Origin of the sequence: Burkholderia sp. DN3021 (genome assembly GCF_049805555.1) — a bacterium.
Lineage (GTDB): Bacteria > Pseudomonadota > Gammaproteobacteria > Burkholderiales > Burkholderiaceae > Burkholderia > Burkholderia pyrrocinia_C.
The window spans coordinates 24,463-48,196 of the sequence record NZ_JBNCAB010000054.1 but is presented as its reverse complement, the minus strand read 5'-3'; the positions used below and the strand labels follow the sequence as shown (position 1 = coordinate 48,196).

At 69.1% G+C, this 23,734-nt stretch carries 16 protein-coding genes; 11 read left to right on the top strand and 5 right to left on the bottom strand.

The genetic code is table 11. The features are described 5' to 3' along the window. From ACPUER_RS24220 to ACPUER_RS24210, 3 genes are all read left to right on the top strand, one after another. Positions 1-1,880: primosomal protein N' (locus ACPUER_RS24220; RefSeq protein WP_425132331.1), on the top strand; the 1,880-nt coding region annotated here is incomplete at its 5' end. Between the two features lie 370 nt (positions 1,881-2,250). Continuing rightward, complete coding sequence (putA, locus tag ACPUER_RS24215) at positions 2,251-6,183, top strand: trifunctional transcriptional regulator/proline dehydrogenase/L-glutamate gamma-semialdehyde dehydrogenase (protein WP_425132330.1); 3,933 nt, start codon at positions 2,251-2,253, stop codon at positions 6,181-6,183. Between the two features lie 83 nt (positions 6,184-6,266). Beyond that, positions 6,267-7,406, top strand: coding sequence for a branched-chain amino acid ABC transporter substrate-binding protein (locus ACPUER_RS24210; protein ID WP_105390381.1), 1,140 nt, complete (start codon positions 6,267-6,269; stop codon positions 7,404-7,406). 110 nt (positions 7,407-7,516) lie between these two features. Here the strand turns inward: ACPUER_RS24210 and ACPUER_RS24205 are convergent, their stop codons facing one another. Beyond that, on the bottom strand, positions 7,517-9,025 hold the full coding sequence (locus ACPUER_RS24205; RefSeq protein WP_425132329.1) for a class I adenylate-forming enzyme family protein: 1,509 nt from the start codon (positions 9,023-9,025) through the stop codon (positions 7,517-7,519). A 50-nt stretch (positions 9,026-9,075) separates the two neighbouring features. After that, positions 9,076-10,728 carry an acyl-CoA dehydrogenase family protein gene (locus tag ACPUER_RS24200; RefSeq protein ID WP_425132328.1) on the bottom strand — a complete coding sequence of 551 codons (1,653 nt, stop codon included), beginning with the start codon at positions 10,726-10,728 and terminating at the stop codon, positions 9,076-9,078. Positions 10,729-10,848: 120 nt separating this feature from the next. On the opposite strand from ACPUER_RS24200, the gene ACPUER_RS24195 reads away from it, so the two are divergent. The 4 genes from ACPUER_RS24195 to ACPUER_RS24180 all read left to right on the top strand — a co-directional run bounded on the left by ACPUER_RS24195 (position 10,849) and on the right by ACPUER_RS24180 (position 15,170). Next, positions 10,849-11,517 carry a TetR/AcrR family transcriptional regulator gene (locus ACPUER_RS24195; protein WP_425132327.1) on the top strand — a complete coding sequence of 223 codons (669 nt, stop codon included), beginning with the start codon at positions 10,849-10,851 and terminating at the stop codon, positions 11,515-11,517. A gap of 211 nt (positions 11,518-11,728) precedes the next feature. Then, positions 11,729-12,883 carry a pyridoxal phosphate-dependent aminotransferase gene (locus tag ACPUER_RS24190; protein WP_347064589.1) on the top strand — a complete coding sequence of 385 codons (1,155 nt, stop codon included), beginning with the start codon at positions 11,729-11,731 and terminating at the stop codon, positions 12,881-12,883. Between the two features lie 52 nt (positions 12,884-12,935). Further along, positions 12,936-13,724: an ABC transporter substrate-binding protein gene (locus ACPUER_RS24185; RefSeq protein WP_034183849.1), complete on the top strand. Its 789-nt coding sequence runs from the start codon at positions 12,936-12,938 to the stop codon at positions 13,722-13,724. Positions 13,725-13,739: 15 nt separating this feature from the next. Beyond that, the gene (locus ACPUER_RS24180) at positions 13,740-15,170 is read left to right on the top strand and encodes an FAD-binding oxidoreductase (RefSeq protein WP_425132326.1); all 1,431 of its coding nucleotides are present in this window, start codon (positions 13,740-13,742) and stop codon (positions 15,168-15,170) included. A 45-nt stretch (positions 15,171-15,215) separates the two neighbouring features. On the opposite strand, the gene ACPUER_RS24175 is transcribed toward ACPUER_RS24180, so the two are convergent. Beyond that, complete coding sequence (locus tag ACPUER_RS24175) at positions 15,216-15,788, bottom strand: PadR family transcriptional regulator (protein ID WP_096472151.1); 573 nt, start codon at positions 15,786-15,788, stop codon at positions 15,216-15,218. Between the two features lie 68 nt (positions 15,789-15,856). Further along, complete coding sequence (gene cadR / locus ACPUER_RS24170) at positions 15,857-16,288, bottom strand: Cd(II)/Pb(II)-responsive transcriptional regulator (RefSeq protein ID WP_152860574.1); 432 nt, start codon at positions 16,286-16,288, stop codon at positions 15,857-15,859. Between the two features lie 81 nt (positions 16,289-16,369). Here cadR and ACPUER_RS24165 point away from each other — a divergent pair, with 81 nt between their 5' ends. After that, the gene (locus ACPUER_RS24165; RefSeq protein ID WP_425132325.1) at positions 16,370-18,937 is read left to right on the top strand and encodes a heavy metal translocating P-type ATPase; all 2,568 of its coding nucleotides are present in this window, start codon (positions 16,370-16,372) and stop codon (positions 18,935-18,937) included. Positions 18,938-18,947: 10 nt separating this feature from the next. Then, a complete protein-coding gene (locus tag ACPUER_RS24160; protein ID WP_425132324.1) occupies positions 18,948-19,304 on the top strand; it encodes a zinc ribbon domain-containing protein in 357 nt (118 codons plus the stop codon). Between the two features lie 115 nt (positions 19,305-19,419). On the opposite strand, the gene ACPUER_RS24155 is transcribed toward ACPUER_RS24160, so the two are convergent. Continuing rightward, on the bottom strand, positions 19,420-20,298 hold the full coding sequence (locus tag ACPUER_RS24155) for an AraC family transcriptional regulator (protein ID WP_425132323.1): 879 nt from the start codon (positions 20,296-20,298) through the stop codon (positions 19,420-19,422). Between the two features lie 275 nt (positions 20,299-20,573). Here ACPUER_RS24155 and ACPUER_RS24150 point away from each other — a divergent pair, with 275 nt between their 5' ends. Both ACPUER_RS24150 and eat read left to right on the top strand, forming a co-directional pair. Continuing rightward, a complete protein-coding gene (locus tag ACPUER_RS24150) occupies positions 20,574-22,037 on the top strand; it encodes a mechanosensitive ion channel (RefSeq protein WP_310139313.1) in 1,464 nt (487 codons plus the stop codon). A 240-nt stretch (positions 22,038-22,277) separates the two neighbouring features. After that, on the top strand, positions 22,278-23,690 hold the full coding sequence (eat, locus tag ACPUER_RS24145) for an ethanolamine permease (protein ID WP_175962693.1): 1,413 nt from the start codon (positions 22,278-22,280) through the stop codon (positions 23,688-23,690). The last annotated feature ends 44 nt before the right edge of the window (positions 23,691-23,734 follow it).

The window sequence follows — 23,734 nt, the reverse complement described above, 5'->3', positions numbered from 1 at the left end:
GTGCGGTGCTGCCCGATGCGTTGCCCGCGCGCGGGGCCGCGCTGCGGCGGCTCGCGCAGGCGCTCGTCGACACCGGCTCGCTGGGGCTGCCCGACGCGCGCGCGCTGCATCCGAAGGCGGCCGCGACGCTCGATGACTGGGCGGTGCGCGGCTGGGTCGACGTCGAGGAGATCGGCTGGAACGACGCGCCTGTGCCCAAAGCTGTGGATAACCTGTCGACAACCGGTGGACGAGCTGTGCCGCCGGCGCTCACCGACCAGCAGGCCGAGGCGCTCGACGCGATCCGCGCCGCGCAGGGTTTCGCGCCGTTCCTGCTGCACGGCGTGACGGGCAGCGGCAAGACCGAGGTCTATCTGCATGCGCTCGCATCGCTGCTCGACGCGCGGCCGGACGCGCAGGCGCTCGTGCTCGTCCCGGAAATCAACCTGACCCCGCAGTTCGAGGCCGCGTTTCGCGCGCGCTTCGCGGGTGCGCTCGCAGACGACGCGATCGTCACGCTGCACAGCGGGCTCGCCGAGGGCGAGCGCGCGCGCAACTGGCTCGCCGCGCACACGGGCCGCGCGCGGATCGTGCTCGGCACGCGCCTCGCGGTGCTCGCATCGATGCCGACGCTCGCGTTGATCGTCGTCGACGAGGAGCACGAGCCCGCGTACAAGCAGCAGGAAGGGCTGCGCTACTCGGCGCGCGATCTCGCCGTGTGGCGCGCGAAGCAGCTCGGCATCACGGTCGTGCTGGGCTCGGCAACGCCGTCGCTCGAAACCTGGTGGCAGGCCGAGCAGGGCCGCTACACGCGGCTCACGCTGTCGCGCCGCGCGGTGGCCGACGCGACGCTGCCGACCGTGCGGCTGATCGATCTCGAAGAGGAACGGCGGCGCGGGCGCGCGTCGATGGGCGGGCTGTCGGGGCCGCTCGTCGCGGCGCTGAAGGCGCGGCTCGAGCGCGGCGAGCAAAGCCTCGTGTTCCTGAACCGGCGCGGCTACGCGCCGCAGCTCGCGTGCGACGCCTGCGGCTGGGTCGCGGGCTGCCCGCGCTGCAGCGCGTACGTCGTGCTGCACAAGCCCGAGCATGCGCTGCGCTGCCATCACTGCGGCTGGGAGGCGCGCATTCCTCGGTCGTGCCCCGAGTGCGGCAACGTCGACATCGCGCCGCTCGGGCGCGGTACGCAGCGCATCGAGGAGGCGCTCGCCGAGGCCGTGCCGGGCGCGCGCGTGCTGCGGATCGACGCGGACAGCACGCGCCGCAAGGGCAGTGCGCAGGCGCTCTTTTCCGACGTGCACGCGGGCGAGGTCGACATCCTCGTCGGCACGCAGATGATCGCGAAGGGGCACGACTTCCAGCGCGTGTCGCTGGTCGGCGTGCTCAATGCCGACACCGCGCTGTTCTCGCACGACTTCCGTGCGAGCGAACGGCTGTTCGCGCAGCTGATGCAGGTGAGCGGCCGCGCGGGCCGCGCCGGGCTGCCGGGCGAGGTGATGGTGCAGACGCGCTACCCGCGTCACGCGCTGTACCACGCGCTCGGGCGGCAGGATTACGTCGGCTTCGCGAATTCGACGCTCGGCGAGCGCCGCGACGCGCACCTGCCGCCGTTCGTCTACCAGGCGCTGCTGCGCGCCGAAGGGCGCACGCTCGACGCGGCGCTCGCGTTCCTGCTGCAGGCCGCAGCCGCGTTGCCGGGGCTGCCGGGCGCCGATCGCGTGACCGTGTACGACGCGGTGCCGATGACGATCGTCAAGGTCGCGAACGTCCACCGTGCGCAGCTGCTGCTCGAAAGCGCATCGCGAGCGGCGCTGCAGCATGCGCTGCGCGCATGGCAGCCGGAGCTGCGTGCGCTGAAGGGCGTGCTGCGGTGGAGCGTCGAAGTCGATCCGCTGGATATCTGAGCGGCGCCCCGCGCAGCCGTCGCGCTTCCGCATTGAAGCCCGGGCCGCCGGGCCCCTCCGAACCGTCTCTCGTCGCGCACTCATATCAGGCGGCTCACTCGCCGCCACACCCAGTGCAACCCGTTTTCGTCCGCCGCCGTGCGCGCCGGGGGTTGCACGCGCATGTCGAATCGGTTCGATCAGGGAAAACACCGATCCCCGGACCGCGGGCAACCCCTAGGTTGCAACCTTCTAAGTGGCTGATTATATTGACTAACTCAAGGGTGCAACCCATCTCTCAATTTGGTTGCACCTTTTTATTGCGTGCCGTAGGATTTCGCGCATCCTCTCACACCACATTGCCGGGCTCGCACCGGCGCACGAACCCACCATGGCAACCACGACTCTCGGCGTCAAAGTCGACGACATTCTCCGCTCGCGCCTCAAGGACGCAGCCGCGCGTCTGGAGCGCACTCCCCACTGGCTGATCAAGCAGGCGATCTTCGCGTATCTCGAGCGGATCGAGCACGGCCAGTTGCCGCCCGAGCTGTCGGGCCACAGTGGTGTCACGGAGCTCGCCGACGGTCAGGCTGCGGACGGCGACGACGACAACTCGCCGCATCCGTTCCTCGAGTTCGCGCAGAACGTGCAGCCGCAATCGGTGCTGCGCGCGGCGATCACGGCCGCGTACCGCCGCCCCGAGCCGGAATGCGTGCCGTTCCTGCTCGGCCAGGCGCGCCTGCCCGCGAACCTGCAGGCGGACGCGCAGGCGCTGGCGACGAAGCTCGTCGAGGCGCTGCGCGAGAAGAGCTCGGGCGGCGGCGTCGAAGGGCTGATCCACGAGTTCTCGCTGTCGAGCCAGGAAGGCGTCGCGCTGATGTGCCTCGCCGAAGCGCTGCTGCGCATTCCCGATCGCGCGACGCGCGATGCGCTGATCCGCGACAAGATCAGCAAGGGCGACTGGCGCTCGCACGTCGGCCACGCGCCGTCGCTGTTCGTGAACGCGGCGACCTGGGGGCTGATGATCACCGGCAAGCTCGTGACGACCAACAGCGAAGCGGGCCTGTCGTCGGCGCTCACGCGCCTGATCGGCCGCGGCGGCGAGCCGCTGATCCGCAAGGGCGTCGACATGGCGATGCGCCTGATGGGCGAGCAGTTCGTCACCGGCGAGACGATCTCCGAAGCACTGGCCAACAGCCGCAAGTACGAAGCGCGCGGCTTCCGCTACTCGTACGACATGCTCGGCGAAGCGGCGACGACCGAAGAGGACGCGCAGCGCTACTACGCGTCGTACGAGCAGGCGATCCACGCGATCGGCAAGGCGGCCGGCGGCCGCGGCATCTACGAGGGCCCGGGCATCTCGATCAAGCTGTCGGCGCTGCACGCGCGCTATTCGCGCTCGCAGCAGGACCGCACGATGAGCGAGCTGCTGCCGCGCGTGCGCGCGCTCGCGCTGCTCGCGCGCCGCTACGACATCGGCCTGAACATCGACGCGGAAGAGGCCGACCGGCTCGAACTGTCGCTCGACCTGCTCGAGGCGCTGTGCTTCGATCCGGATCTCGCGGGCTGGAACGGCATCGGCTTCGTCGTGCAGGGCTACCAGAAGCGCTGCCCGTTCGTGATCGACTACCTGATCGATCTCGCGCGCCGCAGCCGTCACCGCCTGATGATCCGTCTCGTGAAGGGCGCGTACTGGGATAGCGAGATCAAGCGTGCGCAGGTCGACGGCCTCGAAGGCTATCCGGTCTATACGCGCAAGATCTACACCGACGTGTCGTACCTCGCGTGCGCGAAGAAGCTGCTCGCGGCGCCCGACGCCGTCTACCCGCAGTTCGCGACGCACAACGCATACACGCTGGCCGCGATCTACCAGCTCGCGGGCCAGAACTACTACCCGGGCCAGTACGAATTCCAGTGCCTGCACGGGATGGGCGAGCCGCTGTACGAGGAAGTCACGGGCCGCGACAAGCTGAATCGTCCGTGCCGCGTGTACGCACCGGTCGGCACGCACGAGACGCTGCTCGCGTACCTGGTGCGCCGCCTGCTGGAAAACGGCGCGAACACGTCGTTCGTGAACCGCATCGCCGATAAAACCGTGTCGGTGAAGGAGCTGGTCGCCGATCCGGTCGACGAAGCGATGAAGGTCGTGCCGCTCGGCGCGCCGCACGCGAAGATCCCGCTGCCGCGCAACCTGTACGGCGACGAGCGTCCCAACTCGATGGGCCTCGACCTGTCGAACGAACACCGTCTCGCGTCGCTGTCGTCCGCGCTGCTCGCGAGCGCGCATTTCCCGTGGCGCGCGGCGCCGATGCTCGCCGACGACGCGCTCGCCGACGCGCCGGCCCGCGACGTGCGCAACCCGGCCGACCAGCGCGACACGGTCGGCACGGTCAGCGAAGCGACGGCCGAACACGTAAGCGCGGCGCTCGCGCACGCGGTGGCCGCCGCGCCGATCTGGCAGGCAACGCCGGTCGACGCGCGTGCCGATTGCCTCGTGCGTGCAGCCGACCTGCTCGAAGCGCAGATGCATACGCTGATGGGCCTGATCGTGCGCGAAGCCGGCAAGTCGCTGCCGAACGCGATCGCCGAGATCCGCGAAGCGGTCGACTTCCTGCGCTACTACGCCGCGCAGATCCGCGACGAATTCTCGAACGACACGCACCGCCCGCTCGGCCCCGTGGTCTGCATCAGCCCGTGGAACTTCCCGCTCGCGATCTTCATGGGCCAGGTGGCGGCAGCCTTGGCAGCCGGCAACACGGTGCTCGCGAAGCCGGCCGAACAGACGCCGCTGATCGCCGCGCAAGCCGTGCGCCTGCTGCGCGAGGCCGGCGTGCCGGCCGGCGCGGTGCAACTGTTGCCGGGCGACGGCGAGACCGTCGGCGCGGCGCTGGTCGCCGATCCGCGCACGCGCGCGGTGATGTTCACGGGCTCGACCGAAGTCGCGCGCCTGATCAACAAGACGCTGGCGGCTCGCCTCGACCCGGACGGCAAGCCGATCCCGCTGATCGCGGAAACGGGCGGCCAGAACGCGATGATCGTCGATTCGTCGGCGCTCGCGGAGCAGGTCGTCGCGGACGTGATGCAGTCGTCGTTCGATTCGGCCGGTCAACGGTGTTCGGCGCTGCGCGTTCTGTGTCTGCAGGACGATGTCGCGGACCGCACGCTGACGATGCTGAAGGGCGCGATGCACGAGCTCGCGCTCGGCAACCCCGACCGGCTGTCGACGGACGTCGGCCCGGTGATCGACGGCGAAGCGAAGCAGACGATCGACACGCACGTCGCGGCGATGAAGGACAAGGGCCACGCGGTCACGCAACTGCCGGCGCCCGATGCGTGCGTGCACGGCACGTTCGTGCCGCCGACGCTGATCGAGATCGGCAGCATCGACGAGCTCAAGCGTGAAGTGTTCGGCCCCGTGCTGCACGTCGTGCGCTATCGCCGCAATCAGCTCGACAAGCTGCTCGAGCAGATCCGCGCGACGGGTTACGGCCTGACGCTCGGCATCCACACGCGGATCGACGAGACGATCGCACACGTGATCTCGAACGCGCACGTCGGCAACATCTACGTGAACCGCAACGTGATCGGCGCGGTGGTCGGCGTGCAGCCGTTCGGCGGCGAAGGGCTGTCGGGCACGGGCCCGAAGGCCGGCGGCGCGCTGTACCTGCAGCGCCTGCTCGCGACGCGTCCGTCGGGCCTGCCGCGCTCGCTCGCGCAGACGCTGGTGGCGGACGGCGCGGTCGAAGGCGACGCGCGCGGCAACCCGGCGGCGGCGCTGACCACGCTGCGCGACTGGCTGATCGAGCAGCGCGAACCGGCGCTGGCCGCGCGTTGCGACGGTTATCTCGCGCAGGTGCCGGCCGGCGCGACCGCGGTGCTGACCGGCCCGACGGGCGAGCGAAACACGTATACACTCGGCCCGCGCGGCACGGTGCTGTGTGTCGCGGCGACGCCGGGCGGCGCGCGCGCGCAGTTCGCGGCGGTGCTCGCGACCGGCAACCGCGCATTGTTCGCCGGCGCGGCCGGCGAGGCGCTCGTCGCCGCGCTGCCGGCGTCGCTGAAGCCGCACGCGGCCGTGCGCAAGCAGGCCGACGCGGCGTTCGACGCGGTGCTGTTCGAAGGCGACAGCGACGAACTGCAGACGCTCGTGAAGGACGTCGCGCAGCGGCCGGGCCCGATCGTGTCGGTGCAGGGCGTGTCGGTGGGCGCGTTCGAGAACGGCGACGCGGAAGACTACGCGCTGGAGCGGCTGCTGACCGAGCGCTCGGTCAGCGTGAACACGGCCGCGGCGGGCGGCAATGCGAATTTGATGACGATCGGCTGATCATCCTTGCCGTTCGGATCAAACAAAGAAGCGGCAAGGCGATCCCGAAGCCGCTTCATTTACCCTGGTACCAAGGAGATGCTATGCAACACACGATGAAAAAGGTGGCAGGCGCGACGTTCGTCGCGGTCATGTCGCTGGCGGGGACGGCCCATGCGGATGACGTGAAGATCGGTTACGCAGGGCCGATGACGGGCGCGCAGGCGCACTACGGCAAGGATATGCAGAACGGGATCGTGCTCGCGCTGGAAGACTTCAACGCGACGAACCCGAAGATCGGCGGCAAGCCCGTGAAGTTCGTGCTCAGCACGCAGGACGACCAGGCTGACCCGCGCACGGGCACGACGGTGGCGCAGAAGCTCGTCGACGACGGCATCAAGGGCATGCTCGGCCACTTCAATTCGGGCACGACGATCCCGGCTTCGCGCATCTATGCGAACGCGGGCATTCCGGAAATCGCGATGGCGACGGCACCGGAATACACGCAGCAAGGCTACAAGACGACCTTCCGCATGATGACGTCCGACACGCAGCAGGGCTCGGTGGCCGGCACGTTCGCGTCGAAGGATCTCGGCATGAAGAAGATCGCGATCGTCGACGACCGCACGGCCTACGGCCAGGGTCTCGCCGACCAGTTCGAGAAGGCCGCGAAGGCCGGCGGCGCGACGATCGTCGACCGCGAATTCACGAACGACAAGGCAGTCGACTTCAAGGCGATCCTGACCAAGCTGAAGGCGGCGAAGCCGGACCTCGTCTACTACGGCGGCGCGGATTCGCAGGCAGCGCCGATGGTCAAGCAGATGAAGGCGCTCGGCATCGCGGCACCGCTGATGAGCGGCGAAATGGTGAAGACGCCGACGTTCCTGAAGATCGCGGGCAACGCGTCGGAAGGCACGATCGCTTCGCTGGCGGGCCTCCCGCTCGAAGAGATGCCTGGCGGCAAGGCCTACGCCGACAAGTACAAGAAGCGCTTCGGCGAAGAAGTGCAGACCTACTCGCCGTACGCATACGACGGCGCGATGGCGATGCTCAACGCGATGAAGAAGGCCGATTCGACCGATCCGGCGAAGTACCTGCCGGTGCTCGCGAAGAGCGACATGGCGGGCGTTACGTCGACGCACGTCGCGTATGACGCGAAGGGCGACCTGAAGAACGGCGGCATCACGATGTACAAGGTCGAGAAGGGCGAGTGGAAGCCGCTGAAGAGCATCGGCGGCAAGTAAGCAGCCTGTGACTCGCGGGCGGCGGCGCACGTCGCTGCCCGGCCGATCATGCGAAAAAGCCACCGGGCCGTCGGGCCTGGTGGCTTTTTTCAATGGGGCGTGAGCGGGCGCTACTCCTTGCGCACGCGCAGCAGGAATTTCTGCAGCTTGCCGGTCGGTGTGCGCGGCAGCGCCTGCGCGAACGCGAACTCGCGCGGGATCTTGTACGCGGCGAGCCGCTCGCTGCAGAACGCGCGCAGCGCGTCCGCGTCGGGCGCCGCGCCCGCGCGCATCACGACGTGCGCGACGACCGTCTCGCCCCAGTCCGGATGCGGGACGCCGACGACGGCCGCCTCGGCGATGTCCGGATGCGCGCCGAGCACGTCCTCCACTTCCTTCGAATAGACGTTCTCGCCGCCGGTCACGATCATGTCCTTCAGCCGGTCGACGATGAACAGGTAGCCATCCTGATCGATCCGCGCGACGTCGCCGGTGCGATACCAGCCGCCCGGCGCGAACGCGGCGCGCGTCGCGGCCGCATCGTCGAGATAACCGAGCATCATGCTGTCGGCCTTCAGCCAGATCTCGCCGGTCTCGCCCGGTTGCGCATCGATGCCGTCCATCCGCACGACGCGCAGGTCGACGCCCGGGCCGCCGTGGCGGCCGATCGAACCGGCCTTCGCGATCTGCTCGTCCGGATACAGCGTCGTGCCGGCCGGCCCCGTTTCGGTCATCCCGTACACGTGGAAGAACGCGTCGCTGCGATACGCGCGTGCGAGCCGTTCGGCCTGCGCGGCGCCGATCGGGCCGCCGCCGTACAACCATGCGCGCACGCTCGACAGGTCGAACGCCGCGAAGCCGTCGATCGTGTCGAGCGGCAGCGTGTACGACACCGGCGCGCCGAAATACAGCGTCACGCGCTCGCGCTCGACGGCCTGCAGGAAGCGCAACGGATGGTATTCGCGCAGCAGCACGACGGTGCCGCCCGCGACCAGCGTGCCGCCGAACCAGTTGTTGAGCGGCGACGAATGCCAGATCGGCATCGCCACCAGCGTGCGCTCGTTGCGGCCGATGCCGGTCGCGAGCGCCGCCGACATCGCCGCGAGCGTCACGGTGCGGTGGCTGTGCACGCAGCCTTTCGGGCGGCCGGTCGTGCCGGACGTATAGAGGATCTGCGCGATGTCGCCGTCGGCCGGTTCGATGCCCGCGACACCGTCCATCGTTACGCTCATCGTGTCGAAGCACGGCACGCCGTCGAGCTCGCCTTCGGTCACGAGGCGCCGCGCCGGATGAACGATGCGTTCGACCACCGGCGCGAGCGCCACGTCGAACAGGAGCGCCTTGCTGCGGCTGTGTTCGAGCACGTAGTCGACTTCCGGCGCCTGCAGCTTGTGGTTGACCGGCACGAACGTCGCGCCGAGCCGCCACACGCCGAACATCAGGTCGACGAAGGCCGGCGTGTTGAAGCACATCGCGGCGACGCGGTCGCCGGCCGCGATGCCGAGCGCGCTCAGCACGGCCGCCGCGCGGTGCGAGCGCTCGCGCGCGGCGGCATAGGTGATCGTCGCGGATTCGCTGACGAGGAACGGCTTGTCGGGCGTCGCGCGGGCGGCGCGGTCGAGGGCGGCGACGAGGTTCATGGGGCTCCGGGCGGGGCGAACGCAGGCGAACTCAGGCGAGCGAACCGGCGTCAGGCCGGATACGCGCGCTGCAGCAGCGCGGCGACGTCGAGCGCATGCGGATCGAAGCCGCCCGCGATGCGGCCCCAGTCGGGCGCCGCGAGCCGCGTCGCGACGAACGCGTCGGCGACGGCCGCCGGCGCATCGCGGCGCAGCAGGCACGCCTGCGCGACGAGCGCGAGCCGCTGCGCGAACACGCGGCCCGATGCCTCGAGCGTGTCGGCCGGCGCGGCAAGCATCGCGCGCAGCGCGTCGAGCGCCGTGCGGATGCGCGGTTCGCCCGCACCGAGGTCGGCGAGTTCGGCGAACAGCGCGGCGGCCGAGTCGGGCTCGCGCGACACCGCACGCAGCACGTCGAGGCACATCACGTTGCCCGAGCCTTCCCAGATCGAGTTGACGGGCGCCTCGCGGAACAGCCGCGCGATCGGGCCGTCGTCGACGTAGCCGTTGCCGCCGAACACTTCCATCACCTCGCCGGTCAGCTCGACCGCGCGCTTGCAGACCCAGAATTTCGCGGCGGGCGTGACGATGCGCTTCCACGCGCGTTCGCGCGGCGAGTCGTCGCGCTCGAACGCGTCGGCAAGACGCATCGAGAGCGCGAGCGCCGCTTCGCTTTCGAGCGCGAGATCGGCGAGCACGGTGCGCATCAGCGGCTGCTCGGCGAGCGCGCGGCCGAACGCGTGGCGCTGGCGCGTGTACGCGATCGCCTGCACGACGCCCTGGCGCAGCATCGCCGCGCTGCCGAGCACGCAGTCCAGCCGCGTGTAGGTGGCCATCTCGATGATGGTCGGAATGCCGCGGCCTTCGTCGCCGAGCATGATCCCCCACGCGTCGTTCAGCTCGATCTCGCTGCTCGAATTGCTGCGGTTGCCGACCTTGTTCTTCAGCCGCTGGATCTCGACCGCGTTCTTCGTGCCGTCCGGCCGCCAGCGCGGCACGTAGAAGCACGACGGGCTGCCGCCTTCGGTGTGCGCGACGACGAGGTGCGCATCGCACATCGGCGCGGAGAAGAACCACTTGTGGCCGCGCAGCAGGTATTCGCCACCGCGCCCGCCCGCGCCGACGGGCGTGGCGAGCGTCGTGTTCGCGCGCACGTCGGAGCCGCCCTGTTTCTCGGTCATCCCCATGCCGAACCAGATCGAGCGCTTGGCGGCGACCGGCACGTCGCGCGGATCGTAGTCGTCGCTGTAGAGCTTGTCGCGCAGCAGGTTCCACAGCGCGGGCTCTTTCTGCAGCACGGGAATCGCGGCCTGCGTCATCGTCGCCGGGCACAGCGTGCCGGCCTCGATCTGGCCGTGCAGGTAGAAGCCGGCCGCGGTCGCGGCCCAGCGGCCGCGGCGTGTGTCGCGGAACGCGAGCGACACGAAGCCTTCGTGGCGGTACTGGCCGAGCAGCGCGTGCCACGCCGGGTGAAAATCGACGCGGTCGATGCGCCGGCCGCGCCGGTCGAACGCGTTCAACTCCGGCGGATGCTGGTTCGCTTCGTCGGCGAGTTGCGCGGTGTCGGCGCTGCCGAGCCGCGCGCCGTACGCGTCGAGCTGCGGCATGGCCCAGTCGGCGCCGGCGCGGGCGAGCGCGTCGCGCAGCGCGATGTCCGTCGCGAAGAGGTTATAGTCGACCAGTTCGTCGAACTGGTTCGTGACGGCGTGAGTCGATTCGGTCATCGAGGTTGTCTCCGGTCTCATGCTTCGCGGGCGGCCGGCGTCATGCAACACGGGTGGCGCTGCGGCGCTGGTTCCGGCTCCCGGTAAACGCATTCCCTGCTGAATTCCAGAGTAGCAAATATGCCGCCGCGACATGTTCAGGTTCCGGCGCCGCCCGGCCAGCCGGCGGCGCAACCCGCGCCCGCGTTGCGCCGCCGGCCGCGCCAGTCGCGCGCGCAGGCGAGCTCCGACGCGCTGCAGCAGGCGTTCGTTCGGCTTTTGCTCGAACGCGGCTACGCGAAGGCGACGATCCGCGAGATCGCGGCCGTCGCGGGCGTGAGCATCGGCACCTTCTACGAGTATTTCGGCGACAAGCAGAGCCTCGCGGCGCTCTGCATCCACCGGCATGTGCTGGCGATGGCCGACCGGCTGCGCGATGCGGCGGAGCGGCTGCGCGGCGCGCCGCGGGCCGAACTCGCCATGGCGCTCGTCGACCTGCAGGTCGACGCGATCGGCGCCGACGCCGCGCTGTGGAGCGCGTTCTTCGCGCTGGAGCGGCAGGTGTCGCCGCTCGCCGCATACCGCCGGCATTACGACGCATATGTCGCGCTGTGGCGCGACGCGCTCGCGCACGCGGCCGATCCGCCGCCGGCCGCGCGGCTCGACGGGCTCGCGCGGATGGCGCATACGGTCTGCTACGGCGGCCTCTCGCAGGCATTGCTGACGCTCGGGCCCGCGCTCGACTTCGCCGCGCTGCGCGGCGAGCTGCGGGCCGTGCTGCTCGCGTATCTGGTGGCGGCGGACGCGTAGCATCCCCTACGGGTAATGCCTGATTCGCATATCAGGCCGGCAGTTCAGCCTTGCCGCTGCGTGCTTCACACCGTAAGCCATGAGAAAAATGCATGGCCGCCATGACGAACTTTCGATTGTCCGCCGATATTGGCTGGGGCTAAATCATGCGGCAGATGCAGGGCCGCGCGTGTCGCGCGGGCCAGCCCGAAGGACATCAGAAGGAGGAGTCATGCGAAGCGCCACCGCGCCCCGTTCGAAACTGCCCGACGTCGGCACGACGATCTTCACGGTGATCGGCCAGCTGGCCGCGCAACACGATGCGTTGAACCTGTCGCAGGGCGCGCCGAATTTCGCGCCCGATCCGGCGCTCGTCGAAGGCGTCGCGCGCGCGATGCGCGACGGGCACAACCAATACTCGCCGATGGCCGGCGTGATGGCGCTGCGCGAGCGGCTCGCCGAGAAGACCGAGGCGCTGTACGGTACGCGCTACGACCCGGCGACCGAGATCACGGTGATCGCGAGCGCGAGCGAAGGGCTGTACGCGGCGATCAGCGCGCTCGTGCATCCGGGCGACGAAGTGATCTATTTCGAGCCGTCGTTCGACAGCTATGCGCCGATCGTGCGGCTGCAGGGCGCGACGCCGGTCGCGATCAAGCTGTCGCCCGAGCATTTCCGCGTGAACTGGGACGAGGTGGCCGCGGCGATCACGCCGCGCACGCGGATGATCATCGTGAACACGCCGCACAACCCGACCGCGACCGTGTTCTCGGCCGACGATCTCGAGCGGCTCGCGCAGCTCACGCGCGACACCGGCATCGTGATCCTGTCCGACGAGGTCTACGAGCACGTCGTATTCGACGGCGCGCTGCACCAGAGTGTGGCGCGCCACCGCGAGCTGGCCGAGCGCAGCGTGATCGTGTCGTCGTTCGGCAAGTCGTTCCACGTGACCGGCTGGCGGGTCGGTCATTGCCTGGCGCCCGCCGAGCTGATGGACGAGATCCGCAAGGTGCACCAGTTCATGGTGTTCGCTGCCGACACGCCGATGCAGGTCGCGTTCGCGGAGATCCTCGCGCGGCCGGACAGCTATCTCGGCCTGTCGGCGTTCTACCAGGCCAAGCGCGACCTGCTCGCACGCGAGCTGGCCGATTCGCGTTTCGAGCTGCTGCCGAGCGAAGGCTCGTTCTTCATGCTCGCGCGCTTCCGGCACTTCTCGGACGAAAGCGACAGCGATTTCGTGCTGCGCCTGATCCGCGACGCGCGCGTCGCGACGATTCCGCTGTCGGCGTTCTATACCGACGGCACCGACGCCGGCGTGATCCGGCTCAGTTTTTCGAAGGACGACGCGACGCTGGTCGAAGGCGCGCGGCGGCTGCGTTCGCTGTAAGCAATGAAACCGGCGACGAGGACGTCGCATCGACCAGACCCAGGAGATCACGATGAAGCACACGGCAACCCTGAAACTCGCATTCGCACTCGCGTGCGCAATCGGCTCCGGCGCGGCGCTCGCCGATACGCAGACGCTGCGCTTCGGCCTCGAGGCGCAATACCCGCCGTTCGAATCGAAAGCGCCGAACGGCGACCTGCAGGGCTTCGACATCGACGTCGGCAATGCCGTCTGCCAGACGGCGAAGCTGTCGTGCAAATGGGTCGAGACGTCGTTCGACGGCCTGATTCCCGCGCTGAAGGGCCGCAAGTTCGACGCGATCAACTCGGCGATGAACGCGACCGAGCAGCGGCGCCAGGCGATCGACTTCACGACGATCATCTATCGCGTGCCGACCCAGCTGATCGCGCGCACCGGCAGCGGCCTGCTGCCGACGCCCGAATCGCTGAAGGGCAAGCGCGTCGGCGTGCTGCAGGCGTCGATCCAGGAAACCTTCGCGAAGGCGCACTGGGAGCCGGCCGGCGTCGCGGTCGTCGCGTACCAGGACCAGAACCAGGCGTATGCGGACCTCGTGGCGGGCCGTCTCGATGCGACACTGGTGCTCGCACCGTCCGGCCAGCGCGGCTTCCTGTCGCGCCCGGACGGCAAGGGCTTCTCGTTCGTCGGCCAGCCCGTGCACGACGACCGGATCCTCGGCAGCGGCATCGCATTCGGCCTGCGCAAGGGCGACGACGCGCTGAAGGCGAAGCTCGACGCGGCGATCGACAAGCTGAAGGCGGACGGCACGGTGAAGTCGCTCGGCCTGAAGTATTTCGGCGATATTGACATCTCGACGAAGTAAGCGGGGCCGCGCGCAATGCAGAACCCGAACCCGGCCGCCGTGGGCGGCGAACAGGGCGGCGCGCCATTGTCGGACGATGCGCTCGATGCCGTGCTCGTCGCCGAACTGGGCGACGCGCTCGTCACGCGCGCGGCCGACATCGATCCGCGTTACTTCACCGCGTACAACGAGCCGGCCGGCGTGCGGCCGCGTGCGCTGGTGCGCCCGCGCAGCGTCGACGACGTGTCGCGCACGCTTGCGCTGTGCGCGCGGCTCGGCCAGCCGGTCGTGCCGCAAGGCGGGCTGACGGGGCTCGCACGCGGGGCGGTCGCGCTCGGCGGCGAGGTCGTGTTGTCGATGGAACGCTTCGCGGGCATCGAAGCGCTCGACGCGGCGGCCGGCACGATGACCGTGCGCGCCGGGACGCCGCTGCAGACGGTGCAGGAAGCCGCCGAAGCGGCGGGCTTCACGTTCGGCGTCGATCTCGGCGCGCGCGGCTCGTGCCAGATCGGCGGCATGCTCGCGACGAACGCGGGCGGCACGCGCGCGATCCGCTACGGGATGATGCGCGAGCAGGTGCTCGGGCTCGAGGCCGTGCTCGCGGACGGCACGGTCGTGTCGTCGATGAACCGGATGCTGAAGAACAACGCGGGCTACGACCTGAAGCAGCTGTTCATCGGCAGCGAGGGGGCGCTCGGCGTCGTCACGCGCGCCGTGCTGCGGCTGCATCCGTTGCTCGCCGCGCCGGCCACCGCGCTCTGCCGCGTGCGCGATTACGACGCGGTGGTCGGATTGTGGAACCGCGTGCGCACGCTGCCCGAGGTCGTCAGCTTCGAGGCGATGTGGCCGGCGTTCTACGACTACGTCGCGCGCCACACGCCGGGCGTCACTGGGCCATTCGCGGGTGACGGCGGTTTCGCGGTGCTGATCGAGTGCGCGACGAGCGCGCCGGGCGGCGATGCGCATCGAGCGCTGGAAACCGGCCTCGCGGCGGGGATCGAAGCAGGGCTCGTGGACGATGCGGTGCTCGCGACGTCGGAGCGGCAGGCGCGCGACCTGTGGACGCTGCGCGAAGGCCTCGCGATCGATGCGCTGCCGCAGCTCGTCAACTTCGACGTGAGTTTGCCGACGGGCGAGCTCGGCGCGTTCGCCGAACGCTGCGAGGCGGCGCTGCGGGTGCGCTGGCCGGCGCTCACGTGCCTGTTTTTCGGCCACGTCGGCGACGGCAACGTGCATATCGGCGTGTCGCTGGCCACGATGACCGACGCGGACGCCGACGCGCTCGATCACTGCGTGTACGCGGTGGTGCGGGACATGGGCGGCTCGGTGTCGGCCGAGCACGGGATCGGCGCGCTCAAGCGTCCTTATCTCGCGCACACGCGCAGCGACGCGGAAATCGGGCTGATGCGATGCCTGAAGGCCGCGCTGGACCCGCGCGGCATCCTGAATCCCGGCAAGGTGCTTTGACCGCGGCGATTCCCGTTGCTGGCGGGAATCGGCCTTCGTTACTGGTCAGCCGTCCACCCAGCGCAGCGCGCCGATCTTCAGGTGTTCGACGACACTGCGCGCCCAGTCGAGCTCCGCATTGAGCAGCACGAGCGCGTGTTCGTTTTGCAGCAGGAACAGGCGCGGCACCTGGTCGGCCTGCGCGGCGTTGCGCAGCGCTTCCAGGCGCTCGCGTTCTGCGTCGAGCCGGGCAATCCGGAGTTCGAGCTGGTGCCGCGCATCTTCTGCGTCGAGCAGCGGCAGGAACGCGAGGCCGGCGCCGAACACCGGAAATTCACGCGCGGGCTCCGCGAGCAGCGCATGCAGCCACGTTTGGCCCGCCGTGTGCCCGGCTTCGGTCAGCGCATACAGCGTGCGCTCGGGGAAAGCGCCGTCGCGCTCGGTGTCGTGCACGGCGATCAGCCCGTCGCGCAGCAGCCGGTCGATCGTCTGGTAGAGGCTCGTGCGCTGCCGCACGTTGACGACTTCGTCGTACCCGCGGGCCTTCAGTTGCTGCAGCATCCCGTACGGATGCATCGGCGTTTCGGTGAGCGTCGCGAGGACGGCCAGCGCGAGCGGGGACGGGCGGCTCGTTGACATAAATAGTTATGCTATATCTAGTAAGAATATAACTATTTTCAATCAGACTATCTTATTTCACAAGGGTTTCAGCCGAGGTGCGAGCGCTTCGCGGCCGGCGCGACGGTTTCCATCGTCGCGAGACCATGCACGATTCCGCAATCCTCGACCGAATGTTCGCCAACGCATTGGCGACGCAATTCGGTGAGCTGGTCGCGCAGATGCGTGAGTTCCGCGAGGCGCGCGTCGACGTGTCCGATGTGGTCGTCGAGCAGCGAATTGATCGAATCGCAGCGGTCGGCCGGCGTGTCGGTGAGCTGCAGCAGCGTGCGAATCTCGTCGTGAGCCATGTCGAGCGCGCGGCAGTTGCGGATGAAGCGCAGCCGTTCGACGTGCACGTCGGTGTAGTTGCGGTAGTTCGCGTCGGTGCGCTCCGCGTCCGGCATCAGCCCCTCTTTTTCGTAGAAACGGATCGTTTCGGGGGTGCAGCGGGCCGCTTTGGCCAGTTCGCCAATCTTCATGCCTATCTCCCGTGTAAGGGTTGACCTTGTAGTGGCTTCAGGGTGTTAACTCTACACCGTCAAGCCATAAAGGAGGTTGTCATGACCGACGCCCAGCGTACCCACGACCCACGACACCGCCATGCCGGCGGCGCCGACACGTGCTGCGCCGACGCGCGCGACACGCACGCGGCGACCGTTGCCGACGAGGTGCCGGCGGCCGGCGAGCACGCGCACGGCGACGCCGCATCGCGCGGCCACGGCGGCGGTGAGGGGCACGATCACGACCATGCACACGGCGGCGCGCATCGGCACGGTGCCGAGTGTTCGCACGGCGATGCGGGCCACGATCATGCACATGGCGACGCGCATGTACACGGCGCGGGGGGGGGGGGGGGGGGGGGGGGGGCCGCCGATGCCGACCACGACCACGACCACGACCACGACCACGATCACACGGCCGGCGACTGCTGCGCACCTGCCGCGCTGACGCTCGCACCGCTGCCGGTCGCGCAGGCGACCGCGTCGGGCCACGTGCGTTCCGCGTTCCGGATCATGCAGATGGACTGCCCGACCGAGGAAACGCTGATCCGCAAGAAGCTCGGCGGGATGCGCGACGTGTCGGCGCTCGAATTCAACCTGATGCAGCGGATGCTGACCGTCGAGCACGTGCCGGGCGCCCAGCCGGCGATCGAAAGCGCGATCCGGACGCTCGGGATGACGCCCGAGGCCGCATCGGCCGGCGCACCGGCGGCGCGCATCGCCGACGCGCCCGCGAAGCCGTGGTGGCCGCTGGCGCTGGCGGGCGTAGCCGCGATCGCGTCCGAGGGGGCGACCTGGGCCGGCTTGCCGGTGTGGCTGTCGGCGGCGCTCGCGCTCGCGGCGGTGCTCGCGTGCGGGCTCACCACGTACAAGAAGGGCTGGATCGCGATTCGCAACGGCAACTTGAACATCAACGCGCTGATGAGCATCGCGGTGACGGGTGCAATGGCGATCGGCCAGTGGCCGGAAGCCGCGATGGTGATGGTGCTGTTCACGATCGCCGAGCTGATCGAGGCGAAGTCGCTCGACCGCGCGCGCAATGCGATCCAGGGCCTGATGCAGCTCGCGCCGGACACCGCGACCGTGCAGGATGCCGACGGATCGTGGCGCACGATCGAGGCCGCGCAGGTCGCGCTCGGCGCGGTCGTGCGCGTGAAGCCGGGCGAGCGGATCGGGCTGGACGGCGAAGTCGTCGCCGGCCGCTCGACGGTCAACCAGGCACCGATCACCGGCGAGAGCCTGCCTGTCGAAAAGACGGCCGGCGATGCGGTGTACGCAGGCACGATCAACGAAGCGGGTTCGTTCGAATACCGCGTGACGGCCGTTGCGGCCAACTCGACGCTCGCGCGGATCATCCATGCGGTCGAGGAGGCTCAGGGTGCGAAGGCGCCGACGCAGCGCTTCGTCGACCAGTTCGCGCGCGTCTACACGCCGATCGTGTTCGCGGTCGCGCTGCTGGTCGCGGTGGTGCCGCCGCTCGTGATGGGCGGTGCGTGGCACGACTGGATCTACCGCGCGCTGGTGCTGCTCGTGATCGCGTGCCCGTGCGCACTGGTGATCTCGACGCCCGTGACGATCGTATCGGGGCTCGCGGCCGCCGCGCGGCGCGGGATTCTCGTGAAGGGCGGCGTCTATCTGGAAGAAGGGCGCAAACTCGCATGGCTCGCGCTCGACAAGACCGGCACGATCACGCACGGCAAGCCGGTGCAGACCGACTTCGACATGCATGCGTCCGGCGCCGATGCCGAGCGGGTCCGGCACCTTGGCGCGAGCCTCGCCGCGCGCTCGGATCACCCGGTGTCGCAGGCGATCGCGGCCGCGGCGCGCGACGCCGGAACGGCGGTATTCGCCGATGTGCAGGACTTCGAAGCGCTGGTCGGGCGCGGCGTGCGCGGCACGATCGACGGCACGCGCTACTGGCTCGGCAACCATCGGCTCGTCGAGGAACTCGAGCGCTGCTCGCCGGCTCTCGAAACGAAGCTCGATGTGCTCGAGCGGCAGGGCAAGAGCGTCGTGGTGCTGGTCGACGACGCGCGCGTGCTCGGCATCTTCGCGGTGGCCGACACGATCAAGGACACGAGCCGCGCGGCGATCGCGGACCTGCATGCGCTCGGCATCCGCACTGCGATGCTGACGGGCGACAACCCGCACACCGCGCAAGCCATCGCGCAGCAGGCCGGCATCGACGACGCGCGCGGCAACCAGCTGCCCGAAGACAAGCTCGCGGCGGTCGAGGAACTGTCGGCCGGCGGCGCGGGTGCGGTCGGGATGGTCGGCGACGGGATCAACGACGCACCGGCGCTCGCGCGTGCCGACATCGGTTTCGCGATGGGCGCGATGGGCACCGACACGGCGATCGAGACGGCCGACGTCGCGCTGATGGACGACGACCTGCGCAAGATTCCCGCGTTCGTGCGGCTGTCGCGCGCGACGCACCGCGTGCTGGTGCAGAACATCGGTTTCGCGCTCGGCGTGAAGATCGTGTTCCTCGGCCTCGCGGTCGCGGGGCTCGGCACGATGTGGATGGCGGTATTCGCGGACGCGGGCGCGAGCCTGATCGTCGTCGCCAACGGCTTGCGGCTGCTGTCGTCCTCCGGCGCGTTCGGCGGCGCGCAGGCCACGCGTTGAGGAGCGTGCGATGAGTTTTCTGAAACGGATCCTGGGTGGGCACGGCGGTGGCCACGGCAGCGGGCACGGCAACAGCAGTAGCGGTGGCGGGCATCACGGCGGGCAGCGCCGGGACGGGCACGGCGGCCACGATGCGCGCGGTCGCGATCGTCACGGCTGGGGCTGGCAGGCGCCGGCCGATGGTCAAGGCGGCAACATGCCGCTGAGCCAGCTCGCCTGCGCGGGCTGCGGTGCGCTCAACGCGGCGGATGCGCGTTTCTGCGCGCAGTGCGGCGCGTCGCAGCGCGCCAAGGCTTGCAGCCGCTGTCACGCGGCGCTGGCCGCCGACGCGCGCTTCTGCCCGGGCTGCGGGACGCAGGCCGGCTAACGCGCAATCGCCGGCCTGGTTGCCGGCATCGGAACCGCCAACGACGGCGTGGCGCCCGCAACGGACATCGCCCTGGAACAGCGCGCCGGCTCGCCCCGGCGCACCGGCCCTTCGATCAGCGCAACGGCAGGTAAATCTCGGTGCGCAGGTCGGCCGGCGCCGCATCCATCGGCGTGTTGAGGTACAGCTCGAACGGCGGCGCGTCGGCGGCCTCGCGGCCCGAGTGACGCAGCCAGTCGCCGTAGAGCCACTGGTAGGCGGTCTTCAGGTCCGCATACGGCCCCGTATGCAGCAGCACCGCGTATTCGCCGCCCGCTACCGTCGCACGCTCGACGGGCGGCACGGGCTCGACGTCCGGCGCGCCGTCGGCCGGCATGAAGCAGGCCTTCGCGCGCAACTGCGCTTCCGGTGTCGTGTCCGGATCGTCGTAGAAAATCCCGATCATCTTCGCGCCCGGGCCGATCAGCCCGTGTTGCCCGGCCCACGCGCCGATTCGCGCGAACGCGTCGCCGACCTTCAGGTACGCGCCGGTGTGCGCCACCGCGTAGCCGCGCAGTTCCGGCTGGCGCCGGATCTCGACTTCATGCTTGAACATGTCTTCCTCTCCTCTCTGTAGCGGATAGATGGGCCGGTGGACGCCCGTGCGCCGGTGCTGCGCGGGCGGCACGCCGTATGCGTCGCGAAACGCCCGCGCGAACGCGTGCGTCGAACCGTAGCCCGCGCGCCGCGCGATCTCGTCGATGGGCCGCGCCGTGCAGACGAGATCCTCGGATGCGCGCACGATCCGCATCCGCCGCACCGTCAGCACGATCGACTCGCCGTACAGCGCGCGGTAGACGCGCTGCCAGTGATACGGCGACAGGCACGCGACTTCGGCGAGCCGGTTCAGGTCGAGCGGGCCGTCGAGGTGCACGCGGATGTATTCGTGGACGCGCGCCACGCTGGCCGCATAGCGGACCCACGCGGGTTTGTCGGTTTTCGTTTCGACTGTCATCGGCGTGTCCGGGCAAGAACCGAAGCCACGGTAGCACGGCCCGAATGGATAAATCTTGCGGAAATGCGTAGCGGTCGACAAATCCGCCCCTTTTTATTTGCCGAAATGGGGTCTTGTCCCCGTGCGATCTATGACTAAAGTTAAAGACGGTGAAATCGGGTGAAGGCGTCATTTTTCTCGGGTAAGTTGCTCAAGCGGCAACGCACACCATTCGAAGTACGCAGGTAGTTCGTCGATGTTCAATCGCAACGCCACGTTTTTCGGGAGAACAAGAAATGGATGCTTCCAGCTTCATCACGTCGCTGCAGACCACGCTAGGCGGATATCTGCCGAAGATCGCCGGCGCGATCGGCATCCTGGTGATCGGCTGGCTGATCGCGGTGGTGGCGCGGGCCGGCGCGCTGCGCCTGCTCAGCGCGCTGAAGGTCGATCAGCGGATCAACGAAAGCACCGGCCAGGGCGCGTACGTCGAGCGGATCATCGCAGGCGGCTTGTTCTGGCTCGTGCTGCTCGTCACCGCGGTGGGCATCTTCAACGTGCTCAACCTGTACGCGGTTTCCAATCCGTTCTCGCTGCTCGTCACGCACATCGTCGACTACCTGCCGAACCTGATCGGCGGCGCGGCGCTGACGCTGATCGCGTGGCTGATCGCGTCGCTGCTGCGCAGCCTCGCGAACCGCGCGCTGAAGGCGAGCAAGATCGACGACAAGCTGTCCGAAGGCACGGGCATGCAGCCGATGAGCGGTTATCTCGGGGACGTGCTGTTCTGGCTCGTGATCCTGATGTTCCTGCCGGCGATCCTCGCGTCGTTCGCGCTGTCGGGGCTGCTGTCGCCGGTGCAGGGGATGGTCGACAAGCTGCTCGCGATCGTGCCGAACCTGTTCGCGGCCGCGGTGATCGGCTTCGTCGGCTGGGTCGTCGCGCGCGTGCTGCGCGGCCTCGTGACGAACCTGCTCGTCGCCGCCGGCGCCGACCGCCTCACGCAGCGTCTCGACAGCCCGACGCCGGTGCGCGTGTCGAGCCTGATCGGCACGATCGTCTACGTGTTCGTGTTCGTGCCGACGCTGATCTCCGCGCTCGACGCGCTGAAGATCGACGCGATCTCGGGCCCCGCGACCAACATGCTGAACCAGTTCCTCGGCGCGGTGCCGGACATCGTCGCGGCGATCGTGATCGTGCTCGTCACGTTCTACTTCGCGCGCTTCGTCGCGTCGCTCGCGCAGAAGCTGCTGGAAGCCGCCGGCGCCGACGGGCTGCCGGCCGTGCTCGGCGTCGAACGCGTGTTCTCGGGAATCCTGCAGCCGTCGGTGCTGGTCGCGCGGCTGATCGTGTTCTTCGCGATGCTGTTCGCGTCGGTCGAAGCCGCGAACCGGCTCGGCTTCTCGCAGGTGCGCGACGTCGTCACGCTGTTCATCGAATTCGGCGGCCATGTGCTGATGGGCGGCGTGATCCTCGTGATCGGCGTGTGGCTCGCGGGCCTCGCGCGCCGCGTGATCGAGCAGGCCGATCGCGAGCACAGCGTGCTGTTCGCGCGCATCGCGCAATTCGCGATCCTCGGCCTCGTGTTCGCGATGGGGCTGCGCGCGATGGGCATCGCGAACGAGATCGTCCAGCTCGCGTTCGGCCTCGTGCTCGGCGCGATCGCGGTGGCCGTCGCGCTGTCGTTCGGCCTCGGCGGCCGCGAAGCGGCCGGCAAGCTGCTCGACCGCTGGTTCAACCAGCGCAGCGGCGGCCAGTAAGCCTGCCGCGCGCGTCTGTCCGGCCGCTTCGCGCGGCCGGCGGCGGTGGCCGCAGGGGGCGGTCAGGCGTGCGCGCCCGGTGCATCGGAGCGCGTCGCGCGGCCGGGCTCGGCGTTTCCGTCAGCGAAATGTCAGCCGCGATCTTTGCCGAATTTCGATAACACGTCGTTTAATGACTCTCTAGCATCGATTCTCAGTCGCGCAGGCCGTCAGGCCCGGCGCATTTGAGGAGAGAGTCCGATGAAAGCAGAGTCGAATGGCCGGCCCGCCGCCGGCGCCAAGTCGTCCGGCCAGCCCGCGCTGCAGCAGACGCTCGGGACCTGGCAACTGTGGGGCATCGCGGTCGGCCTCGTGATTTCCGGCGAATACTTCGGCTGGAGCTACGGCTGGGCGAGCGCCGGTACGCTGGGCTTCGTCGTCACCGCGCTGTTCGTCGCGGCGATGTACACGACCTTCATCTTCAGCTTCACCGAGCTGACGACGTCGATCCCGCACGCGGGCGGCCCGTTCGCGTATGCGCGCCGTGCATTCGGCCCGACGGGCGGTTATCTCGCCGGCGCCGCGACGCTCGTCGAGTTCGTGTTCGCGCCGCCCGCGATCGCGCTCGCGATCGGCGCATACCTGCACGTGCAGTTTCCCGGCCTCGAGCCGAAACACGCGGCGATGGGCGCGTATCTCGTGTTCATGGCGCTGAACATTGTCGGCGTGCAGATCGCCGCGACGTTCGAACTCGTCGTCACGCTGCTCGCGATTTTCGAACTGCTGGTGTTCATGGGCGTCGTGTCGCCGGGCTTCACGTGGAGCAACTTCATGAAGGGCGGCTGGTCGGGCGCCGATCATTTCAGCGTCGGCGCATTCCACGGGATGTTCGCGGCGATCCCGTTCGCGATCTGGTTCTTCCTCGCGATCGAGGGCGTCGCGATGGCCGCCGAGGAAGCGAAGAACCCGAAGCGCTCGATTCCGATCGCCTACGTGGCCGGGATCCTGACCCTCGTTGCGCTCGCGATCGGCGTGATGGTGTTCGCCGGCGGCGCGGGCGACTGGACCAAGCTCGCGAACATCAACGACCCGCTGCCGCAGGCGATGAAGTACATCGTCGGCGCCAACAGCGGCTGGATGCACATGCTCGTGTGGCTGGGGCTGTTCGGGCTCGTCGCGTCGTTCCACGGGATCATCCTCGGCTATTCGCGCCAGATCTTCGCGCTGGCCCGCGAAGGCTACCTGCCTGAATGGCTCGGGAAGGTGCATCCGCGCTTCAAGACCCCGCATCGCGCGATCCTCGCGGGCGGCGTGGTCGGCATCGCGGCGATCTACAGCGACGAGCTGATCCAGTTCGGCGGCCAGACGCTGACCGCGAACATCGTGACGATGTCGGTATTCGGTGCGATCGTGATGTATATCGTGAGCATGGCGTCGCTGTTCAAGCTGCGCCGCTCGCAGCCGAACATGGCGCGGCCGTTCCGCGCGCCGCTGTACCCGATCTTCCCGGCATTCGCGATTCTTGCGGCGCTCGTCTGTCTCGGTACGATGGTGTACTTCAACGGGCTGGTCGCGCTGGTGTTCGTCGGCTTCCTCGCGGTGGGCTACGCGTACTTCCTCGCGACCCGTTCGCAGCGCGCGAGCGCGCCCGGCGACGCGCTGCTGGAGGAGTGAGCATGGCGAAGGTGAACGGCCGTTCCTGACGGCATCCGGCGCGC

Coding starts and splice junctions, on each gene's coding strand:
- putA (WP_425132330.1), top strand. CDS start 2,251: ATGGCAACCACGACTCTCGGCGTCAAAGTCGACGACATTCTCCGCTCG.
- ACPUER_RS24210 (WP_105390381.1), top strand. CDS start 6,267: ATGCAACACACGATGAAAAAGGTGGCAGGCGCGACGTTCGTCGCGGTC.
- ACPUER_RS24205 (WP_425132329.1), bottom strand. CDS start 9,025: ATGAACCTCGTCGCCGCCCTCGACCGCGCCGCCCGCGCGACGCCCGAC.
- ACPUER_RS24200 (WP_425132328.1), bottom strand. CDS start 10,728: ATGACCGAATCGACTCACGCCGTCACGAACCAGTTCGACGAACTGGTC.
- ACPUER_RS24195 (WP_425132327.1), top strand. CDS start 10,849: ATGCCGCCGCGACATGTTCAGGTTCCGGCGCCGCCCGGCCAGCCGGCG.
- ACPUER_RS24190 (WP_347064589.1), top strand. CDS start 11,729: ATGCGAAGCGCCACCGCGCCCCGTTCGAAACTGCCCGACGTCGGCACG.
- ACPUER_RS24185 (WP_034183849.1), top strand. CDS start 12,936: ATGAAGCACACGGCAACCCTGAAACTCGCATTCGCACTCGCGTGCGCA.
- ACPUER_RS24180 (WP_425132326.1), top strand. CDS start 13,740: ATGCAGAACCCGAACCCGGCCGCCGTGGGCGGCGAACAGGGCGGCGCG.
- ACPUER_RS24175 (WP_096472151.1), bottom strand. CDS start 15,788: ATGTCAACGAGCCGCCCGTCCCCGCTCGCGCTGGCCGTCCTCGCGACG.
- cadR (WP_152860574.1), bottom strand. CDS start 16,288: ATGAAGATTGGCGAACTGGCCAAAGCGGCCCGCTGCACCCCCGAAACG.
- ACPUER_RS24165 (WP_425132325.1), top strand. CDS start 16,370: ATGACCGACGCCCAGCGTACCCACGACCCACGACACCGCCATGCCGGC.
- ACPUER_RS24160 (WP_425132324.1), top strand. CDS start 18,948: ATGAGTTTTCTGAAACGGATCCTGGGTGGGCACGGCGGTGGCCACGGC.
- ACPUER_RS24155 (WP_425132323.1), bottom strand. CDS start 20,298: ATGACAGTCGAAACGAAAACCGACAAACCCGCGTGGGTCCGCTATGCG.
- ACPUER_RS24150 (WP_310139313.1), top strand. CDS start 20,574: ATGGATGCTTCCAGCTTCATCACGTCGCTGCAGACCACGCTAGGCGGA.
- eat (WP_175962693.1), top strand. CDS start 22,278: ATGAAAGCAGAGTCGAATGGCCGGCCCGCCGCCGGCGCCAAGTCGTCC.